Annotated in this window: 14 protein-coding genes and 1 rRNA gene; 7 read left to right on the top strand and 8 right to left on the bottom strand. The window is 33.4% G+C overall.

The window, feature by feature from the left end:
* Nucleotides 1-6: 6 nt before the first annotated feature.
* From lpdA to ACFSX9_RS01705, 4 genes are all read left to right on the top strand, one after another.
* Nucleotides 7-1,395, top strand: a complete 1,389-nt coding sequence (gene lpdA / locus ACFSX9_RS01720) for a dihydrolipoyl dehydrogenase (RefSeq protein WP_379803602.1) — start codon at nucleotides 7-9, stop codon at nucleotides 1,393-1,395.
* Nucleotides 1,396-1,566: 171 nt separating this feature from the next.
* Nucleotides 1,567-2,346: an MlaE family ABC transporter permease gene (locus tag ACFSX9_RS01715; protein WP_379803600.1), complete on the top strand. Its 780-nt coding sequence runs from the start codon at nucleotides 1,567-1,569 to the stop codon at nucleotides 2,344-2,346.
* 9 nt (nucleotides 2,347-2,355) lie between these two features.
* Nucleotides 2,356-3,102: an ABC transporter ATP-binding protein gene (locus tag ACFSX9_RS01710; RefSeq protein ID WP_379803597.1), complete on the top strand. Its 747-nt coding sequence runs from the start codon at nucleotides 2,356-2,358 to the stop codon at nucleotides 3,100-3,102.
* Between the two features lie 3 nt (nucleotides 3,103-3,105).
* A complete protein-coding gene (locus ACFSX9_RS01705; RefSeq protein WP_379803595.1) occupies nucleotides 3,106-4,083 on the top strand; it encodes an MlaD family protein in 978 nt (325 codons plus the stop codon).
* A gap of 111 nt (nucleotides 4,084-4,194) precedes the next feature.
* On the opposite strand, the gene ACFSX9_RS01700 is transcribed toward ACFSX9_RS01705, so the two are convergent.
* The 6 genes from ACFSX9_RS01700 to ACFSX9_RS01675 form a co-directional block, all read right to left on the bottom strand.
* On the bottom strand, nucleotides 4,195-4,656 hold the full coding sequence (locus ACFSX9_RS01700) for a hypothetical protein (RefSeq protein ID WP_379803593.1): 462 nt from the start codon (nucleotides 4,654-4,656) through the stop codon (nucleotides 4,195-4,197).
* Between the two features lie 23 nt (nucleotides 4,657-4,679).
* Nucleotides 4,680-5,363 (bottom strand): (d)CMP kinase, encoded by a 684-nt coding sequence (gene cmk / locus ACFSX9_RS01695; protein ID WP_379803591.1) that lies wholly within the window; start codon nucleotides 5,361-5,363, stop codon nucleotides 4,680-4,682.
* A gap of 298 nt (nucleotides 5,364-5,661) precedes the next feature.
* Nucleotides 5,662-6,681 (bottom strand): type IX secretion system protein PorQ, encoded by a 1,020-nt coding sequence (porQ, locus tag ACFSX9_RS01690; RefSeq protein WP_379803589.1) that lies wholly within the window; start codon nucleotides 6,679-6,681, stop codon nucleotides 5,662-5,664.
* Nucleotides 6,682-6,868: 187 nt separating this feature from the next.
* The gene (gene lon, locus ACFSX9_RS01685) at nucleotides 6,869-9,334 is read right to left on the bottom strand and encodes an endopeptidase La (RefSeq protein WP_379803587.1); all 2,466 of its coding nucleotides are present in this window, start codon (nucleotides 9,332-9,334) and stop codon (nucleotides 6,869-6,871) included.
* 147 nt (nucleotides 9,335-9,481) lie between these two features.
* A complete protein-coding gene (locus ACFSX9_RS01680) occupies nucleotides 9,482-10,774 on the bottom strand; it encodes an MFS transporter (protein WP_379803584.1) in 1,293 nt (430 codons plus the stop codon).
* A 49-nt stretch (nucleotides 10,775-10,823) separates the two neighbouring features.
* Nucleotides 10,824-11,642 (bottom strand): M48 family metallopeptidase, encoded by an 819-nt coding sequence (locus ACFSX9_RS01675; RefSeq protein WP_379803582.1) that lies wholly within the window; start codon nucleotides 11,640-11,642, stop codon nucleotides 10,824-10,826.
* A gap of 140 nt (nucleotides 11,643-11,782) precedes the next feature.
* Between ACFSX9_RS01675 and ACFSX9_RS01670 the strand changes: the two genes are divergently transcribed.
* The 3 genes from ACFSX9_RS01670 (at nucleotide 11,783) to ACFSX9_RS01660 (ending at nucleotide 14,012) form a co-directional block, all read left to right on the top strand.
* Nucleotides 11,783-12,643 (top strand): alpha/beta hydrolase, encoded by an 861-nt coding sequence (locus tag ACFSX9_RS01670; RefSeq protein ID WP_379803580.1) that lies wholly within the window; start codon nucleotides 11,783-11,785, stop codon nucleotides 12,641-12,643.
* Between the two features lie 412 nt (nucleotides 12,644-13,055).
* The gene (locus ACFSX9_RS01665) at nucleotides 13,056-13,424 is read left to right on the top strand and encodes a hypothetical protein (RefSeq protein WP_379803578.1); all 369 of its coding nucleotides are present in this window, start codon (nucleotides 13,056-13,058) and stop codon (nucleotides 13,422-13,424) included.
* Between the two features lie 141 nt (nucleotides 13,425-13,565).
* Nucleotides 13,566-14,012: a hypothetical protein gene (locus tag ACFSX9_RS01660; RefSeq protein ID WP_379803575.1), complete on the top strand. Its 447-nt coding sequence runs from the start codon at nucleotides 13,566-13,568 to the stop codon at nucleotides 14,010-14,012.
* Nucleotides 14,013-14,688: 676 nt separating this feature from the next.
* Here the strand turns inward: ACFSX9_RS01660 and ACFSX9_RS01655 are convergent.
* Together ACFSX9_RS01655 and rrf are read right to left on the bottom strand one after the other, a co-directional pair.
* Nucleotides 14,689-14,925 (bottom strand): hypothetical protein, encoded by a 237-nt coding sequence (locus ACFSX9_RS01655; protein ID WP_379803573.1) that lies wholly within the window; start codon nucleotides 14,923-14,925, stop codon nucleotides 14,689-14,691.
* Nucleotides 14,926-15,194: 269 nt separating this feature from the next.
* Nucleotides 15,195-15,304: ribosomal RNA gene (rrf, locus tag ACFSX9_RS01650) — 5S ribosomal RNA — on the bottom strand.
* Nucleotides 15,305-15,399: the final 95 nt, after the last annotated feature.

Genomic DNA, 15,399 nt, shown 5'->3' with positions numbered 1-15,399 from the left:
TTACAAATGAAATACGATATTATAGTTTTAGGAAGCGGTCCTGGTGGCTATGTAACTGCTATTAGAGCATCACAATTAGGCTTCAAAGTAGCCGTTATCGAAAAAGAAAATTTGGGTGGAATTTGCTTAAACTGGGGTTGTATCCCAACAAAAGCGCTTTTAAAATCAGCTCAAGTTTTTGATTACCTAAAACACGCTGCTGATTACGGATTAACTGTTTCTTCTTTTGATAAAGATTTCTCAGCAGTTGTAAAGCGTTCAAGAGATGTAGCAGATGGAATGAGCAAAGGTGTTCAATTCCTAATGAAGAAAAATAAAATTGACGTTATTGATGGTTTTGGAAAAGTAAAACCTGGAAAAAAAGTAGATGTAAAAGCTGCTGATGGAACAGTAACTGAATATACTGCAGATCATATTATTATTGCAACGGGAGCACGTTCAAGAGAATTACCAAACTTACCGCAAGACGGTGTAAAAGTTATAGGATATAGAAAAGCAATGACTTTAGCAGAACAACCAAAATCTATGATTGTTGTAGGTTCGGGAGCTATCGGTGTTGAATTTGCACATTTTTATAATTCAATGGGAACTGATGTTACTGTTGTTGAATTTATGCCAAATGTAGTTCCTGTAGAAGACGAAGATATCTCTAAACAGATGGAGCGTTCTATGAAAAAAGCGGGAATCAAAATTATGACAAACTCTTCAGTAGAAAGAATCGACACTACTGGAAACGGCGTTAAAGCATTTGTAAAAACGGCTAAAGGAGAAGAAGTTTTAGAAGCTGATATCTTACTTTCTGCTGTTGGAATCAAGACAAACATTGAAAATATCGGTTTAGAAGAAACGGGTATTGCTACAGATAGAGATAAAATTTTAGTAAATACATTTTACCAAACTAACGTTCCTGGTTATTATGCTATTGGAGATATTACTCCCGGGCAAGCTTTAGCTCACGTAGCTTCTGCTGAAGGAATTTTATGTGTAGAGAAAATTGCTGGATTACATGTAGATGCATTAGACTATGGAAATATCCCAGGTTGTACGTACGCTACTCCAGAAATTGCTTCTGTAGGTATGACAGAAAAACAAGCTATAGAAAAAGGATTTGAAATTAAAGTGGGTAAATTCCCATTCTCAGCTTCAGGAAAAGCAAAAGCAGCTGGAACGCCAGACGGTTTTGTAAAAGTAATTTTTGATGCTAAATATGGCGAATGGTTAGGTTGTCACATGATTGGTGCTGGTGTTACAGATATGATTGCTGAAGCAGTTGTAGCACGTAAACTAGAAACTACAGGTCACGAAATCTTAAAAGCTGTTCATCCTCACCCTACAATGAGTGAAGCGGTTATGGAAGCTGTTGCGATGGCTTATGGTGAAGTAATTCATTTGTAAGAAATTAGAAGTACGAAGTACAAAGTAAGAAATACAAAATAAAAGTACCAAGTAATAAAATAATAAGAAATCCGGTTTGAAATTTTCAAATCGGATTTTTTTTTGTTTCTAATAAAATTCTTACATTCCATTTAAAAACACTACATTTGAGAGGGAAAAAATCCATAGTTTATGAATAAATATTGGATAAAAATAAAAGAAGCTTCACGAAATTTTCTAACTGAAGTAGGTGAAATCGCTTATTTTACAGCAAGATTTTTCAAAGAAGTTTGGAGACCACCTTACGAATTCAAAGAATTTTTACGTCAGTGTTTTAATATTGGTAATCGCTCGTTTTTTTTAGTGGGAATTACTGGTTTTATTATTGGATTAGTTTTCACCTTACAATCTCGTCCCACATTAGAGCAATTTGGTGCTGTTTCTTGGATGGCATCCATGGTTAGTGTTTCCATCATTAGAGAAATTGGACCAATAATTGTTGCCTTAATTTGTGCAGGAAAAGTGGGTTCAGGTATTGGTGCCGAATTAGGTTCCATGAAAGTTACCGAGCAAATCGATGCTATGGAAGTTTCAGGAACAAATCCTTTTAAATATCTTGTGGTTACTAGAGTACTTGCTTCTACTTTAATGTTGCCCTTACTAGTGATTTTTGGCGATTTTATTGCTATTTACGGATCCTATTTGGTTGAAAATGTGAAAGGAAATGTGTCGTTTGCTTTGTATTTCAATCAAGTTTTTAATATCTTAGAATTTAGTGATATCGTTCCTGCTACTATAAAAACATTCTTTTTTGGTTTTGCAATTGGATTAATTGGTTCCTACAAAGGATATACTTGTAAAAAAGGAACTGTTGGCGTAGGAAAAGCAGCAAATGCAGCAGTTGTTTACACCTCAGTACTTCTTTTTGTGATTGACTTTATCGCGGTTTTCATTACAAACATCTTTTTATAATTACTAACTATGGCAAACACTAAACCCATCATAACAATAGATAATCTGCATAAAAGCTTTGGTACGAATGTAGTACTGAATGGTTTTACTATGGATTTGAAAGAAGGTGAAAATGTTGTTGTAATGGGAAAATCAGGTTCCGGGAAATCAGTGATGATTAAATGTGTGATTGGTTTAGAAAAACCTGATACGGGTACTATTTTGGTGATGGATAAAGAAATCAACAATTTGAATCGGGAAGATTTAGATGAATTACGCACGGAAATCGGATTTCTATTCCAAGGAAGTGCTTTATATGATTCGATGTCGGTTCGGGAGAATTTAGAATTTCCGCTACGACGTCATACTAAGAAGTTTGGCCATCTAAAAGACCCAACGCCTTTGGTCATGGAAGCTTTAGAAAATGTAGGATTAGCGCACGCCATCGATTTAATGCCAAACGAACTTTCTGGTGGAATGAAACGCAGAGTAGCTTTAGCACGAACACTTATTCTAAAGCCAAAAATCATTCTGTACGATGAACCTACAACTGGATTAGATCCTATAACATCAAAAGAAATTATACAACTAATGAATTCCATCCGAAAAGAATACAATACGTCTTCCATCATAATTACACACGATGTGGATTGTGCAAAAGCCATTTCAGACCGAATGATTTTATTAATTGACGGAATTAATTATATAGAAGGTCGTTTTGAAGAATTAGAAGCATCAACCGATCCTAAAGTAAGAGCTTTTTTTAAAGAAAAATAAAATATGGAACAAGAAACATCTCAAAAAATACGTCTTGGCGTCTTTGTAATACTCGGAACTATGATTTTTCTAGGTGCGCTTTATGTGCTTGGGAACAGACAATTTATATTTGGAAATACTTCAAATATAAAAGCAGTTTTTGAAAACGTAAGCGGTTTGCAAGTAGGAAATAATGTGCGTTATGCCGGAATTGATATTGGAACGGTAACCAAGATTGAGATGGAAAATGACACCATTATTTATGTGACCATGATCATCGAGAATAAAATGATGACCCATCTAAAACGAAATGCAATTGCATCTATAAGTTCTGATGGTTTAGTAGGAAATATGGTTATCAATATCGTTCCTGGTAAAGGTGACGCACCAGTTGTTGAAAATGGAGACCTTATAGCATCAAAGAGTAAAGCCGGAACTGATGAGATGTTAGAAACCTTAAACGAAACCAATCAAAATGCGGCCCTTTTAACAGCCGATCTGTTGAAGATTACAAATGAAATCAATCAAGGAAAAGGAACGGTTGGTTTATTATTGAAAGATAGTTTGATGTCTACCGACTTACAACAAACTATGCATAATTTAAAAGAGACCACGCGCGGCACTGCCGAATCAGTAGCTAATTTAAATAAAATGATTCTCTCATTAAATAAAAAAGATAATGTTATTGGCGTTTTAAATGATAAAGAGGTCGCCTTGAAAATGAAGTCAATCATTACTAATTTAGAAAAATCGAGTGGAGAAATTAATAAGGTAGTTACGAATTTAAATGAGACTGTCGTGAATATAAAAGATGGAAAAGGAGCGTTGAATTATTTGTCCAATGATCCACAATTAGTAAAACAAATTGATGCTACGATGATAAATTTAAATTCATCTAGTATCAAACTAAACGAAAATTTAGAAGCTTTGAAACACAATTTTTTGTTTAGAAGTTATTTTAGAAAACTAGAAAAAGAGAAGGAGAAAGAAGATAAAAACTAGATTTGCTATTTATGATGTCTTTAATACTTATCAATTAGAAAAGTGATTTAATTCTAAAATCTCCTTACAACCTAAGTTATAAGGAGATTATTTTTTTTGAAAAAACCAAAATTAGCGTTTATTAAATTCAGTATAAAGCTCACCTACTACACCATCTTGGTTGATTAGTGTTTTGATTTTCATGAAATTTGCATTTAAAACAACCACTTTAGAAGTTTTATCTCCAGTAGTCAAATCATCATTCGCCGTATTATAAGTATATAAACCAGACTCAGTTGATGGTTCTAATGGCGTAGTTTCGGTATAATTTAATGTAGGGACAGTAACGACTAGAGCACCACCTGTCATTATACTCGTATAAGTACCATCTGCTCTAAATTCAGAAGTTCCTTCAGCATCACCTGTTATACTTGCATTCACTCCACTATACTTTCCAGTTCCATAAACCGCTCCATTTTCCCAAATCCCTACGATATCCCCGGTTGTTTGGTCCGTTTCATCATCGCTGCTGCAACCCGAAATTCCAATTAGCGCGACGAAAATTAATGTTAGTTTAAAAAAAGTTTTTTTCATTTGATTAGTATTTATGTTTATAGTTATAATTTATCTTGAGCAAGCTTCAAGACTAAATCAAATTGTTCTTTTTTACTCATTGTTGAATTGTCAATTTCAATGGCATCAGTAGCTTTCACTAAAGGTGAATCCGCTCTGTTTGTATCAATATGATCACGCTGTTGCACGTTTTCCAATACTTCTTCAAACGTGACACGTTGTCCATTTTCAATCAATTCATCAAATCGGCGTTGCGCTCTAGTATTGGCACTTGACGTCATAAATAATTTTAGTTCGGCATCTGGAAACACAACGGTTCCAATATCTCTTCCGTCCATTACGATGCCTTTACCTTTGCCCATTTCTTGTTGTTGTTCGACTAATTTAGCACGAACTTCCGAAATTTCGGCCACTTTACTAACTAAACGAGATACAGCGATTGTACGAATTGGATTTTCAACATTTTCGTTATTCAAATACATTTCGGCAAAACCCAAAGTGGCATTAAATTGAAAACGTAAATTGATATTTGATAATTGTGCAATCAGTTTTTCTCTGTCTAGATGCGTTTCAGAAACTAAATTATGTTGGCTTGCAAAATAGGCAACTGCACGATACATTGCGCCAGTATCCACATAAACGTAACCCAATTCTTTTGCTAATTGTTTAGCTAAAGTGCTTTTTCCTGTTGACGAAAAACCGTCTATTGCTATTGTAATTTTATTCATATTTCTTTTGCCACGAATTATTTTTTTATAAATGTAGCGCTATTTTGTGTTTTTATACTTTTTATAGTTATAAATTCGTCCATAAAATATCTGCTTTTATAGTCCAGTATTTCATAAATCGGTTCATTAGCAAGAAATATAGTGTCATTTCTTACTTTCATTTGATTAAAATTTATTACGTCGCCAAAATCTGTCGAAGATTTGTCATAAATTTTCCACGCTGCATTATGCAAATCTTTTTCATCAACCTTACAAGAAACAAATAAAAGAACTGAAAAAAGAATGCTATACTTCACTACTATTCTAAGTCTATCGTTAAACCAAATAAACTTGTATTAGCTGCGACCGTATATCTAGAATACGAATAATCTAGCTTGACTTTTCCAAAACGCAGTCCGAAACCAGCTGAAATACCTGAAAAGTGACGTTGATCTACAATTCTTAATTCTTCTGCTCTTCTGAAATTATAACCTAATCGGATGTTGAATCCTTTTTCTGGAAATAATTCGGCACCAATAATTACGTGTCGCAAAGCATTGTTGAAAAAAGAAACTTTTTCTTCTGTGGCACCTCCATCTAAATTTCCTTCTGCCCTATTTGGGTTTGAAAAACCTATATCCCATTGTTGCAGATTTTCTAAGGTTAAATGCCATCTGATAGGCACATTTTCTAACAGCTGAGAAATCCCGGCGTCTATTGAAAGTGGCAATTTTTCGCGCGTATCAGCGTAAGTTGTAATTTGGAAACCAACATTTCTAACCGTTAGTCCATAATTAATATCGTTATCGTAATCAACATATAAAAATCCCAAATCTACTGCGGCTCCCCAGGAATTATAGCTTTCTAAAGTGGAAGAAATCAGTTTAGCGTTGGCGCCAATATACATATCAGTCCTAGGTAAATTATAAGCATAACCAAGTGACAAAGCAGCTTCACTTCCTGTAAAGTCAGACGTTAAATCACCTAATTCATCACGTCCTTCAAAAGTACCGTAATTGATATAACTTATTCCTGCGTGAAAGGTTTGTAAATGTTGATCGTAAGTATACGCATAAGCTGCAGTTCCATAGGAAACCTCGCCAAAATAACTACCATAACTGGCAGATAAACGCTTGTTCATTTTAGAGTTGATTGTTGCCGGATTATAGAATGCCTGGTTGACATCATGATCTACAACGGTAACGGTTTTGCCACCTAAAGCAGCTTGCCGTGGTGATTGCGCTAAATTTAAAAATTGATATACATATTTTCCACCTATTTGACTAAAACCGGTAGTCGAAATAAGTAATAAGTAAAATAGTATTCTTTTTTTAGGCATTTTATGGTGTTAGCTTAATGATAACGCAACTGCGAAGATAAAATTATAATAAGTAGTAAACAAAAAAAGAAATTCCAATAAATACTACTGGAATTTCTTTTTGCGTTAGTGATTGTAGCGGCATCCTTTTAGGGCTTTTTCTGCCCTAAAAGATAGAGCGGAAAGCACGACCTGAAAGGGAACGCACTTATAATTTAGGAATTACAAAATTCTTTGCATTCTTCACATCTTCGTCCGTAATAGCAATCGCTAGAACTTCACTCATTCTATTGACGTAATGGAAAGTTAATCCTTCAATATAGCTTGCTTTAATCTCTTCAATATCGCGTTTATTTTCTTTACAAAGAATGATTTCTTTAATGTTTGCTCGTTTGGCTGCCAAGATTTTCTCTTTGATACCGCCCACAGGCAACACTTTTCCACGAAGCGTAATTTCGCCCGTCATGGCAATGTGTTTCTTAATTCTTTTTTGCGTGAAAGATGAAACCATTGAAGTTAGCATCGCAATTCCGGCACTTGGTCCGTCTTTTGGAGTTGCTCCTTCTGGCACGTGAACATGAATGTTGTAATTGTTTAAAACCTCTGGATTTATGCCTAATTCTTCTGCATTTGCACGGATATATTCCAAAGCAATCGTCACCGATTCTTTCATAACCGTTCCTAAATTACCAGTCATTGTCATTGTTCCTTTTCCTTTTGAAACCAAAGATTCAATGAACAAAATATCACCCCCAACCGAAGTCCAAGCTAATCCAGTTACAACTCCTGCAACCTCATTACTTTCGTATTTATCGCGTTCCATTCTTGGCGATTTTAAAACCGCTAAAATGTCTTCGTCCGTAATTTTTATATTATAAGGCTCGTCCATAGCAATAGATTTTGCAGCGTGACGAACCACTTGAGCGATTTTCTTTTCCAATCCACGAACACCTGATTCACGTGTGTAACCCACAACTATTTTTTCGAGTTGTTTTTTACCAATTTGTAAATGTTTAGCGGTTAATCCGTGTTCTTTTAATTGTTTTGGTAATAAATGTGTTTTTGCAATTTCAATTTTCTCTTCAATAGTATAACCCGTCATTTCGATCATTTCCATACGATCGCGAAGTGCCGGTTGAATTGAAGAAACATTATTTGCAGTAGCAATAAACATCACTTTTGATAAATCGTAACCCAATTCCAAGAAATTATCATGGAATTCTTTATTTTGTTCCGGATCTAAAACTTCTAATAAAGCTGAAGATGGATCGCCGGTATGACTTGATGATAATTTATCAATTTCGTCTAAAACAAACACTGGATTCGATGATTTTGCCTTTTTAATATTTTGTAAAATACGACCAGGCATGGCACCAATATACGTTTTTCTATGCCCACGAATTTCTGCTTCATCACGCAAACCTCCTAATGACATTCTGATATATTCTCTTCCTAAAGCTTCTGCAATTGATTTTCCAATTGATGTTTTTCCAACACCCGGAGGTCCGTATAAACATAGAATTGGCGATTTCATATCGTTACGCAATTTCAAAACTGCTAAATGTTCGATAATACGCTGCTTCACTTCTTCCAAGCCATAATGATCGCGGTCTAGAATTTTTTCTGCTCTTTTTAAATCAAATTTATCTTTCGTAAATTCATTCCAAGGCAGTTCTAAGAACAAGTCAATATAGTTTCTTTGGATACCAAAATCTGGTGAATTTGGATTAGTACGTTGCAATTTTGACAATTCCTTTTCAAAATGTTTGCCCGTTTCCTCGTTCCATTTTTTCTTCAAACCTTTTGCACGCATTTCTTCAATTTCAGCTTCATACGAAACGCCTCCCAATTCTTCTTGGATGGTTTTCATTTGTTGCTGTAAGAAATATTCACGTTGTTGCTGGTCTAAATCAAAACGTACTTTAGATTGAATATCGTTACGAACTTCTAATTTCTGAAGTTCTAAATTCATATAACGCAACGTTTCTAAAGCTCTATCTTTTAAGTTTTTAATGGATAATAATTGCTGCTTTTCTTCGACCGTAAGGTTCATATTAGAAGAAACAAAATTGATTAAAAACGGATCACTTTCGATATTTTTAATAGCAAAAGTAGCTTCTGTAGGAATGTTTGGACTCTCGCGAATAATTTCGATCGCCAATTCTTTAATCGATTCTACAATGGCTTTGAATTCAACATCTTTCTCTTTTGGACGCTCTTCAGCAACTGCTTTAATTTTCGCTTTCAGATAAGGTTCTTCTTGCGTAAACGACTCAATTTCAAAACGTTTTTTACCTTGAAGAATTACTGTGGTATTTCCGTCTGGCATTTTTAAAACGCGCATGATTCTAGCTACAGTTCCTATATGATGAACATCTTTTGGTGAAGGATCTTCTTCATTTTCATCGATTTGAGCGACAACACCAATAATTTTTCCTTTGGCATTGGCATCATTAATCAATTTGATCGATTTATCTCTCCCAGCTGTAATCGGAATTACAACTCCAGGAAATAAAACGGTATTTCGTAAAGGTAGAATTGCAATATCTTCTGGCAATTCTTCATTGTTCATTTCCTCTTCATCTTCCGGCGTCATTAATGGAATTAATTCAGCATCTGGATCCATTTCTTGAAGTGACAAATTGTCAAGGGCTAGTATTTTATGGTGTGGCATAGGTTATATATGGTCTTTTTGTCAGTAATTATTTTATCTTATACTATTCAAATTTACGAATAACTGACTTATCCAACTGATAATCAATTCATAAATTAAATATAAAGGGTATTTCTTTAAATAATAAGTCAAGATGTATGCCAATCATTACTCCTTTTTAGGCACTCTTAATAAGAGGAGTAATCCGACTACGAAAAATAATATTAAAAATAGAATTGCATTTTGAATTTTCCCTGTAATATCTGCTATGTAACCATAAGTCAACATTCCGATAACGATTCCAACTTTCTCGGCAACATCGTAAAAACTAAAAAATGAAGTAGTATCCGTTGCATCAGCAGGAATAAATTTAGAATATGTAGAGCGCGATAATGATTGAATACCGCCCATTACTAATCCTACAAAAGCAGCCGTAATATAAAAATCTTGAGGAGTAATTACAAAATAAGCATAGGAGCAAATTAGCACCCAAAGGAAATTTATAACGATCAAAACATTGATATTTCCAAATTTAGCCGAAGCTAAGGAAGTTATCCAAGCGCCTAAAACAGCAATCAATTGAATTAACAAAATACTTACTATTAAGCCGATAGTTCGTTTGCTATCATCGCCCCATTGTACTTCTTTTTCGCCAAAGTATGCAGCAATAATCATAATTGTTTGAACTGCCATGCTGTAAACAAAGAAAGCACCTAAATAACGGCGCAATGACTTTAGCTCTTTAATTTGCTTCCAAACCTTTCGCAACTCCTTGAATCCGTTAAAAATAATATTTTTATGGAACTTATTTTTACTCTTGTTATTTGGTAAGTGGAAATAAGTATATTGACTAAAACCCATCCACCATATTCCTACTAAGAGAAAGGAATAGCGCATCATTTGGAGCTTTTGGCTGTCATCTACCGACATAACCATTGCCAAACAGATTAACAATAAAACTACGCTTCCGATATAACCTAGACTAAATCCTTTTGCACTAATGCCATCTTGTTGTTCTTTGTAAGCGATATCTGGTAAATACGAATTATAGAATACTAAACTTCCCCAAAAACCTATTAAAGCCAATAAATAAGAGAACAAACTCAATACCACCGTATCAAGTGAGAAAAAATATAAAGACATGCAGGATAAAGCTCCAACGTAGCAGAATAACTTCAGGAAAAATTTCTTATTTCCTAAATAATCGGCAATTCCTGAAAGTAAAGGCGATATAAAAGCAATGATTAAAAAACCTAATGCCGTTACATAACTTATTAAAGATTCACTTCGAATTGAAAGACCAAACAATACAATTTCATCAATTTCTTTCTGTCTAAACAAAGCGCCATAATACAACGGAAAAATGGTTGAAGAAATAACCAATGCGTAAACTGAATTTGCCCAATCGTAAAATGCCCAAGCATTTAAAAGCTTTGAACTTCCTTTTTCTAAATTTGCCATAAAAAAATCCCGATTTAAGTCGGGATTCAAATATACTATTTATTTTTATTTATTTAAAAGTAACACCAAATTTAGCAGCTTCTGCTTTTGCTTTTGGAATTAAAGCAGTGATTTCTCTAATTCTAGTTTCATTACTAGGGTGCGTGCTTAAAATCTCAGCTGGTGCTTGACCGTTTGAAAGTGCTGACATTCTTTCCCATACTTTAACTGCATTGATAGGATCGTAACCCGCAATTGCCATAAGTGTTAAGCCAATCATATCCGCTTCACTTTCATGCGCTCTACTAAAAGGTAACATTCCTCCTACTTCACTTCCTATTCCATAAGCTTGCATTACTAACGCTTGAGTTTCTGCGCTTTTATTTCCTACAGCAACTTGAGCACCAACAGCACCTAATTGTTGCAATAAACCCGCACTCATTCGTTGTTGTCCGTGATTTGCTAACGCGTGAGCAACTTCATGACCCATAACGGCTGCAATTCCAGCATCATCTTTACAAACCGGTAAAATACCCGTATAAAACACAATTTTTCCACCTGGCATACACCAAGCGTTTAACTCTTTACTATCTACTAATGTGTATTCCCACTGATATCCTTCTAAATATTTAGATTGACCGTTTGAGTTTAACCAACGTTCAGCTGCCGTTTTGATTTTCATCCCAATTGTTTCAATACGTTTAGCATCAGCCGTACCTTTTACAACTTTATTCTCAGATAAAAACTGACTATATTGTTGAAATGCAGAAGGAAATATTTCACTGTTCGGCACTAAAGCCATCGTACTTTTTCCTGTAAACGGATTTTTAGCACAAGCCAATACTAATGCTAAAAGCGCTACAACTAAAATTCTTGATTTATAATTCATAGAGATATGTTTTTATGTAAGCTACAAATTTACTACTTAATTTATAAAAAAATAGAGCTTATATTAATTTAACGATTTTTTATAGCTAAAAATGAAATTGGCGCCGGGAATAATAGTAATTTGCAGGAAATTTTGTTGAAATGCCTAAAAAGAAAAAAACTCCTCTTCAGGTTCAGGAAGTGCCTAATTTTATTAAAACGATTGCTAAAATATTAGAAGTGGTTTCGCCAACACTTACCACTAAATTTGCATCAAAATTATTTACAACACCTATTAAGCATAAGATGCCAAAGCGCGAAATGGCAATGGATCAAGAAAGTATTCAAAAAACAGTCTTGATACCAGAAATTAATAAAGAAATCGTTATTTACGAAAACGGTGCAGGTACAAAAAAAGTGCTTTTAGTTCACGGTTGGTCTGGCCGAGGAACCCAGTTATTTAAAATAGCGGAAGAGCTTAACAAACACGGTTACGCCACTATTAGTTTTGATGCTCCTGCCCATGGGAAATCAAAAGGAAATATGTCAATAATGACTGAATTCATTGCTTCAATAATGGAATTGGAAAGAATCTACGGACCATTTGAATTTATAGTGGGACACTCCTTAGGAGGCATGTCTGTATTAAATGCTATAAAGCAAAACCTTCAGGTTAAAAAAGCAGTAATCATTGGAAGTGGAGATATAATACAAGACGTTATTGACGATTTTATTTCAAAATTAGGAGTCGATGCCAAATTTGGCCTGTTGCTAAAAAGTCATTTTGAAAAGAAATTTGGTGGTAAAATGGACGACTATTCCGCTTACAAAGCCGCCGAAAACATTACTATTCCAGTTTTAGTAATTCACGATACAGAAGACACGGATGTGCCAGTTACAGCTGCACATCACATTAAAAAGCATCTAAAAAATTCAGAACTTCTTATTACAGAAGGTCTTGGACATCGCAAAATTCTTGGAAATGAAGAAGTCTTAAAGAAAATGATTACCTTCCTTCAATAGAAAATGCCTCCTTAGTGGTGCTTTTTTTTTACACTTGCTTTTAAAACTTAAAATTTCACTTTAAGATTATCGGAAATCAAGAATCAGATCTATTTGGGCGTGTCCTTTCAGGCCGGGCTCTTCGTTGCAATCTTTATATTTTGCTTTTGATTACAAAATATAAAGGATTTCCACTGCTATCCCTCACGCAAGAATTGTTTTCATAAGAACTAATTTCTTTGAAAGCAGTAAAAATAAAAAATTGTTATAAATTAGCTTTATAGCGTTATAATTAGCTAATTAATAGAACTAAAAGTTAACTACTATTTCCTAAATAAATACTTACTAACGATTAATTTCGATCTTATCAAGGAAAGATTAACGCTAGACTAAAACATTTTGTTAGGAAATCTTCAAATAAAATAACTAAACTATGAAAACTAAACATTTTAATTATTTTGCTATTTTTATTGCAATAAGTTGGATTTTCTATAGTCTCTATAATGGAGAAAAATTTGACAAAGAAATCGAAAAATATGGAATAATAACAGTAGGTAAAATTACTAAATTTAAAGGAGCCAGTAGTCGGGCTTATTTGAGATATCACTATTACGTGAATAATAATTCTTTTGGTTCTGATTCACCAAGAAATGAAAAAGGAGAAAAAATTGGAGAATTCTATAAAGTAATTTATTCATCTAAGAACCCAGAAAAAAGCAGAATTTATCTTGATGAAAAAATTACAGACACTACAACTATATTAAATGCAGGTTTTTCAAGAGAAGATATTATTTCAAAGTAATTAAATAATAAAAAATAAGAGCCTAACGGTTCATCTTTTCTTTAAACCCGAATAAACTAAAAAGATAATTCTCAAAACTTCATAGAAGGCTAAATGGTATGATCAATTATTTTGGAAATTTAATTAACGAAATGTTTAAAAATGAAAACTAAAACACAAATTGTATTATTGATTCTAATAGTTTGCTTAGTTTCATTTGTTGCCTATTATAATAAATATAAGCTAGAAAAAAACGGAATATTTGTCATAGGTAAAGTGGTAAAAAACACACATGGTACAGGTAATGATGGATTCTTTTTTAAATTTCATTATAAAAACACTGAATACGATGGATGGTGCTTTACAAATAGTGAAGGAAATATTGGTAAATCATATTTCTGCATTATAAATCCAAAAAATATAAACAAAAGTGTGTTGTTAGTTGACTATCCTGTTCCTGATAGTATCTCAAAATCACCATATAATGGCTGGAAAAAAATACCCGTTCTTGATTATCAAGTAAAAGTTGACGAGTATTTAAAAACCAATATCAAAAGGGTTATTGATAATGTAAAACCCGATGGCGCGGATATCTCACCACAACGATAGCGCAGAATTAAATTCCTTTGATTAAAATAAAAATGGTGAATTAAATAAAAAAATATGGATAAAATAACGGTTTTTTTAATTTTTTTTATGTGGGGAATATTATTTTTAAATAGATTTTATTTTAAAAATAAATATAAATGTTTTTATAAGAACATATTATTTGATGCGAATTTTTATAAACTAAGGATTTATAATGTTTCTTTAATATTAATGTATATTGCTTTAGGGTTTAAATATTTAGATTTAAAATTGTTTTTTATTCATTTAATTGTGCTTGTTATATCGACAATAAAGTTAAATAAAAATGGTGAGATTCACCCTAATGAATAGAAAGACAATGTTCAAATTTAGCACTACAACCATTCATAAAACTCCGATGGTGCGGATATTTGCACACAACGATAGTAGGGATTTACAATCAGTGCCCATAAAGTGTAGCCAAAAATTAAATCAATCAATGAGTAATGGTGCAGATTAGTTGATGAGCAATTTTTAAAAATCAGATAATTAAAGAGCATCAATTTAAAAACAAATCTTCATTACAAAAAGGATAGACGCAAAGTTTATCCTTTTGTTTTTTAATGCAATTTACGCGTCTAAAAGATGTTTCGTAGACTTTTATGATTCGTTGCTTCTATGAAAGAAATCCTAACTTAAACAGTTAGGGTTTTCCTTTTTAATCACAATTACTTAAAAGACTCAAAGCACCGAAACTCAAATCGTCATAGTCGTCATTTTTATCTTCAATTTCAATTTCAAATAATGCTTCTTTATGTAATTGTGGGGCTACACCAAACAACGCAATACAGCTATCTAAAACTATCTTTTTAACTATTGGTAGTTCACTTTCGGAAACGATAAACGAATCGTGAATCGTAAACGGATAAATTTCCAATTCTTGAAGTTTAACCATAATAACATAAATACACTCTTGTAATTGGATTGCTAAGGTGTACTACTTCTGAATTATTTTTCGTTTAAATCTATAATAAAATGTGTGTTTTGCCAGAAGAATCCTTTATTTTCTTTAAAACCTTACTGATTTTGGCTCTCCAAACTCCTAAAACCACAACAACCCAGCGCTTTCTGCTAGGTTTTTGTGGTTTTTATGTTGTTTAGTCGCTTTTAGGCGGTATATATATAACAAAAAAACCCTATCATTACTGATAGGGCTTTTCAAAAGAAAGGCGGCGACATACTCTCCCACATAAATGCAGTACCATCTGCGCAATCGGGCTTAACTTCTCTGTTCGGTATGGGAAGAGGTGAGCCCCGACGCAATAACCACCTTAAAGGGTTTTGCAAGGGTAACTAACATGTGCTAGCTAACAATACATAATATCTTAACATACTGAGATAAATAAATTTAAAGAAAGGTTCTCCTGAG

This window comes from Flavobacterium ardleyense (genome assembly GCF_042686085.1).
Taxonomy (GTDB): domain Bacteria; phylum Bacteroidota; class Bacteroidia; order Flavobacteriales; family Flavobacteriaceae; genus Flavobacterium; species Flavobacterium ardleyense.
Note: the sequence above shows the minus strand (reverse complement) of the source record. Positions and strands in the feature narration are given on the sequence as shown.

What these genes read in the sequence shown, in the direction of transcription:
- ACFSX9_RS01715 (WP_379803600.1), top strand. Translation starts at nt 1,567, where the DNA reads ATGAATAAATATTGGATAAAAATAAAAGAAGCTTCACGAAATTTTCTA.
- cmk (WP_379803591.1), bottom strand. Translation starts at nt 5,363, where the DNA reads ATGAATAAAATTACAATAGCAATAGACGGTTTTTCGTCAACAGGAAAA.
- ACFSX9_RS01710 (WP_379803597.1), top strand. Translation starts at nt 2,356, where the DNA reads ATGGCAAACACTAAACCCATCATAACAATAGATAATCTGCATAAAAGC.
- ACFSX9_RS01670 (WP_379803580.1), top strand. Translation starts at nt 11,783, where the DNA reads ATGCCTAAAAAGAAAAAAACTCCTCTTCAGGTTCAGGAAGTGCCTAAT.
- lpdA (WP_379803602.1), top strand. Translation starts at nt 7, where the DNA reads ATGAAATACGATATTATAGTTTTAGGAAGCGGTCCTGGTGGCTATGTA.
- ACFSX9_RS01655 (WP_379803573.1), bottom strand. Translation starts at nt 14,925, where the DNA reads ATGGTTAAACTTCAAGAATTGGAAATTTATCCGTTTACGATTCACGAT.
- ACFSX9_RS01665 (WP_379803578.1), top strand. Translation starts at nt 13,056, where the DNA reads ATGAAAACTAAACATTTTAATTATTTTGCTATTTTTATTGCAATAAGT.
- lon (WP_379803587.1), bottom strand. Translation starts at nt 9,334, where the DNA reads ATGCCACACCATAAAATACTAGCCCTTGACAATTTGTCACTTCAAGAA.
- ACFSX9_RS01675 (WP_379803582.1), bottom strand. Translation starts at nt 11,642, where the DNA reads ATGAATTATAAATCAAGAATTTTAGTTGTAGCGCTTTTAGCATTAGTA.
- porQ (WP_379803589.1), bottom strand. Translation starts at nt 6,681, where the DNA reads ATGCCTAAAAAAAGAATACTATTTTACTTATTACTTATTTCGACTACC.
- ACFSX9_RS01660 (WP_379803575.1), top strand. Translation starts at nt 13,566, where the DNA reads ATGAAAACTAAAACACAAATTGTATTATTGATTCTAATAGTTTGCTTA.
- ACFSX9_RS01700 (WP_379803593.1), bottom strand. Translation starts at nt 4,656, where the DNA reads ATGAAAAAAACTTTTTTTAAACTAACATTAATTTTCGTCGCGCTAATT.
- ACFSX9_RS01680 (WP_379803584.1), bottom strand. Translation starts at nt 10,774, where the DNA reads ATGGCAAATTTAGAAAAAGGAAGTTCAAAGCTTTTAAATGCTTGGGCA.
- ACFSX9_RS01705 (WP_379803595.1), top strand. Translation starts at nt 3,106, where the DNA reads ATGGAACAAGAAACATCTCAAAAAATACGTCTTGGCGTCTTTGTAATA.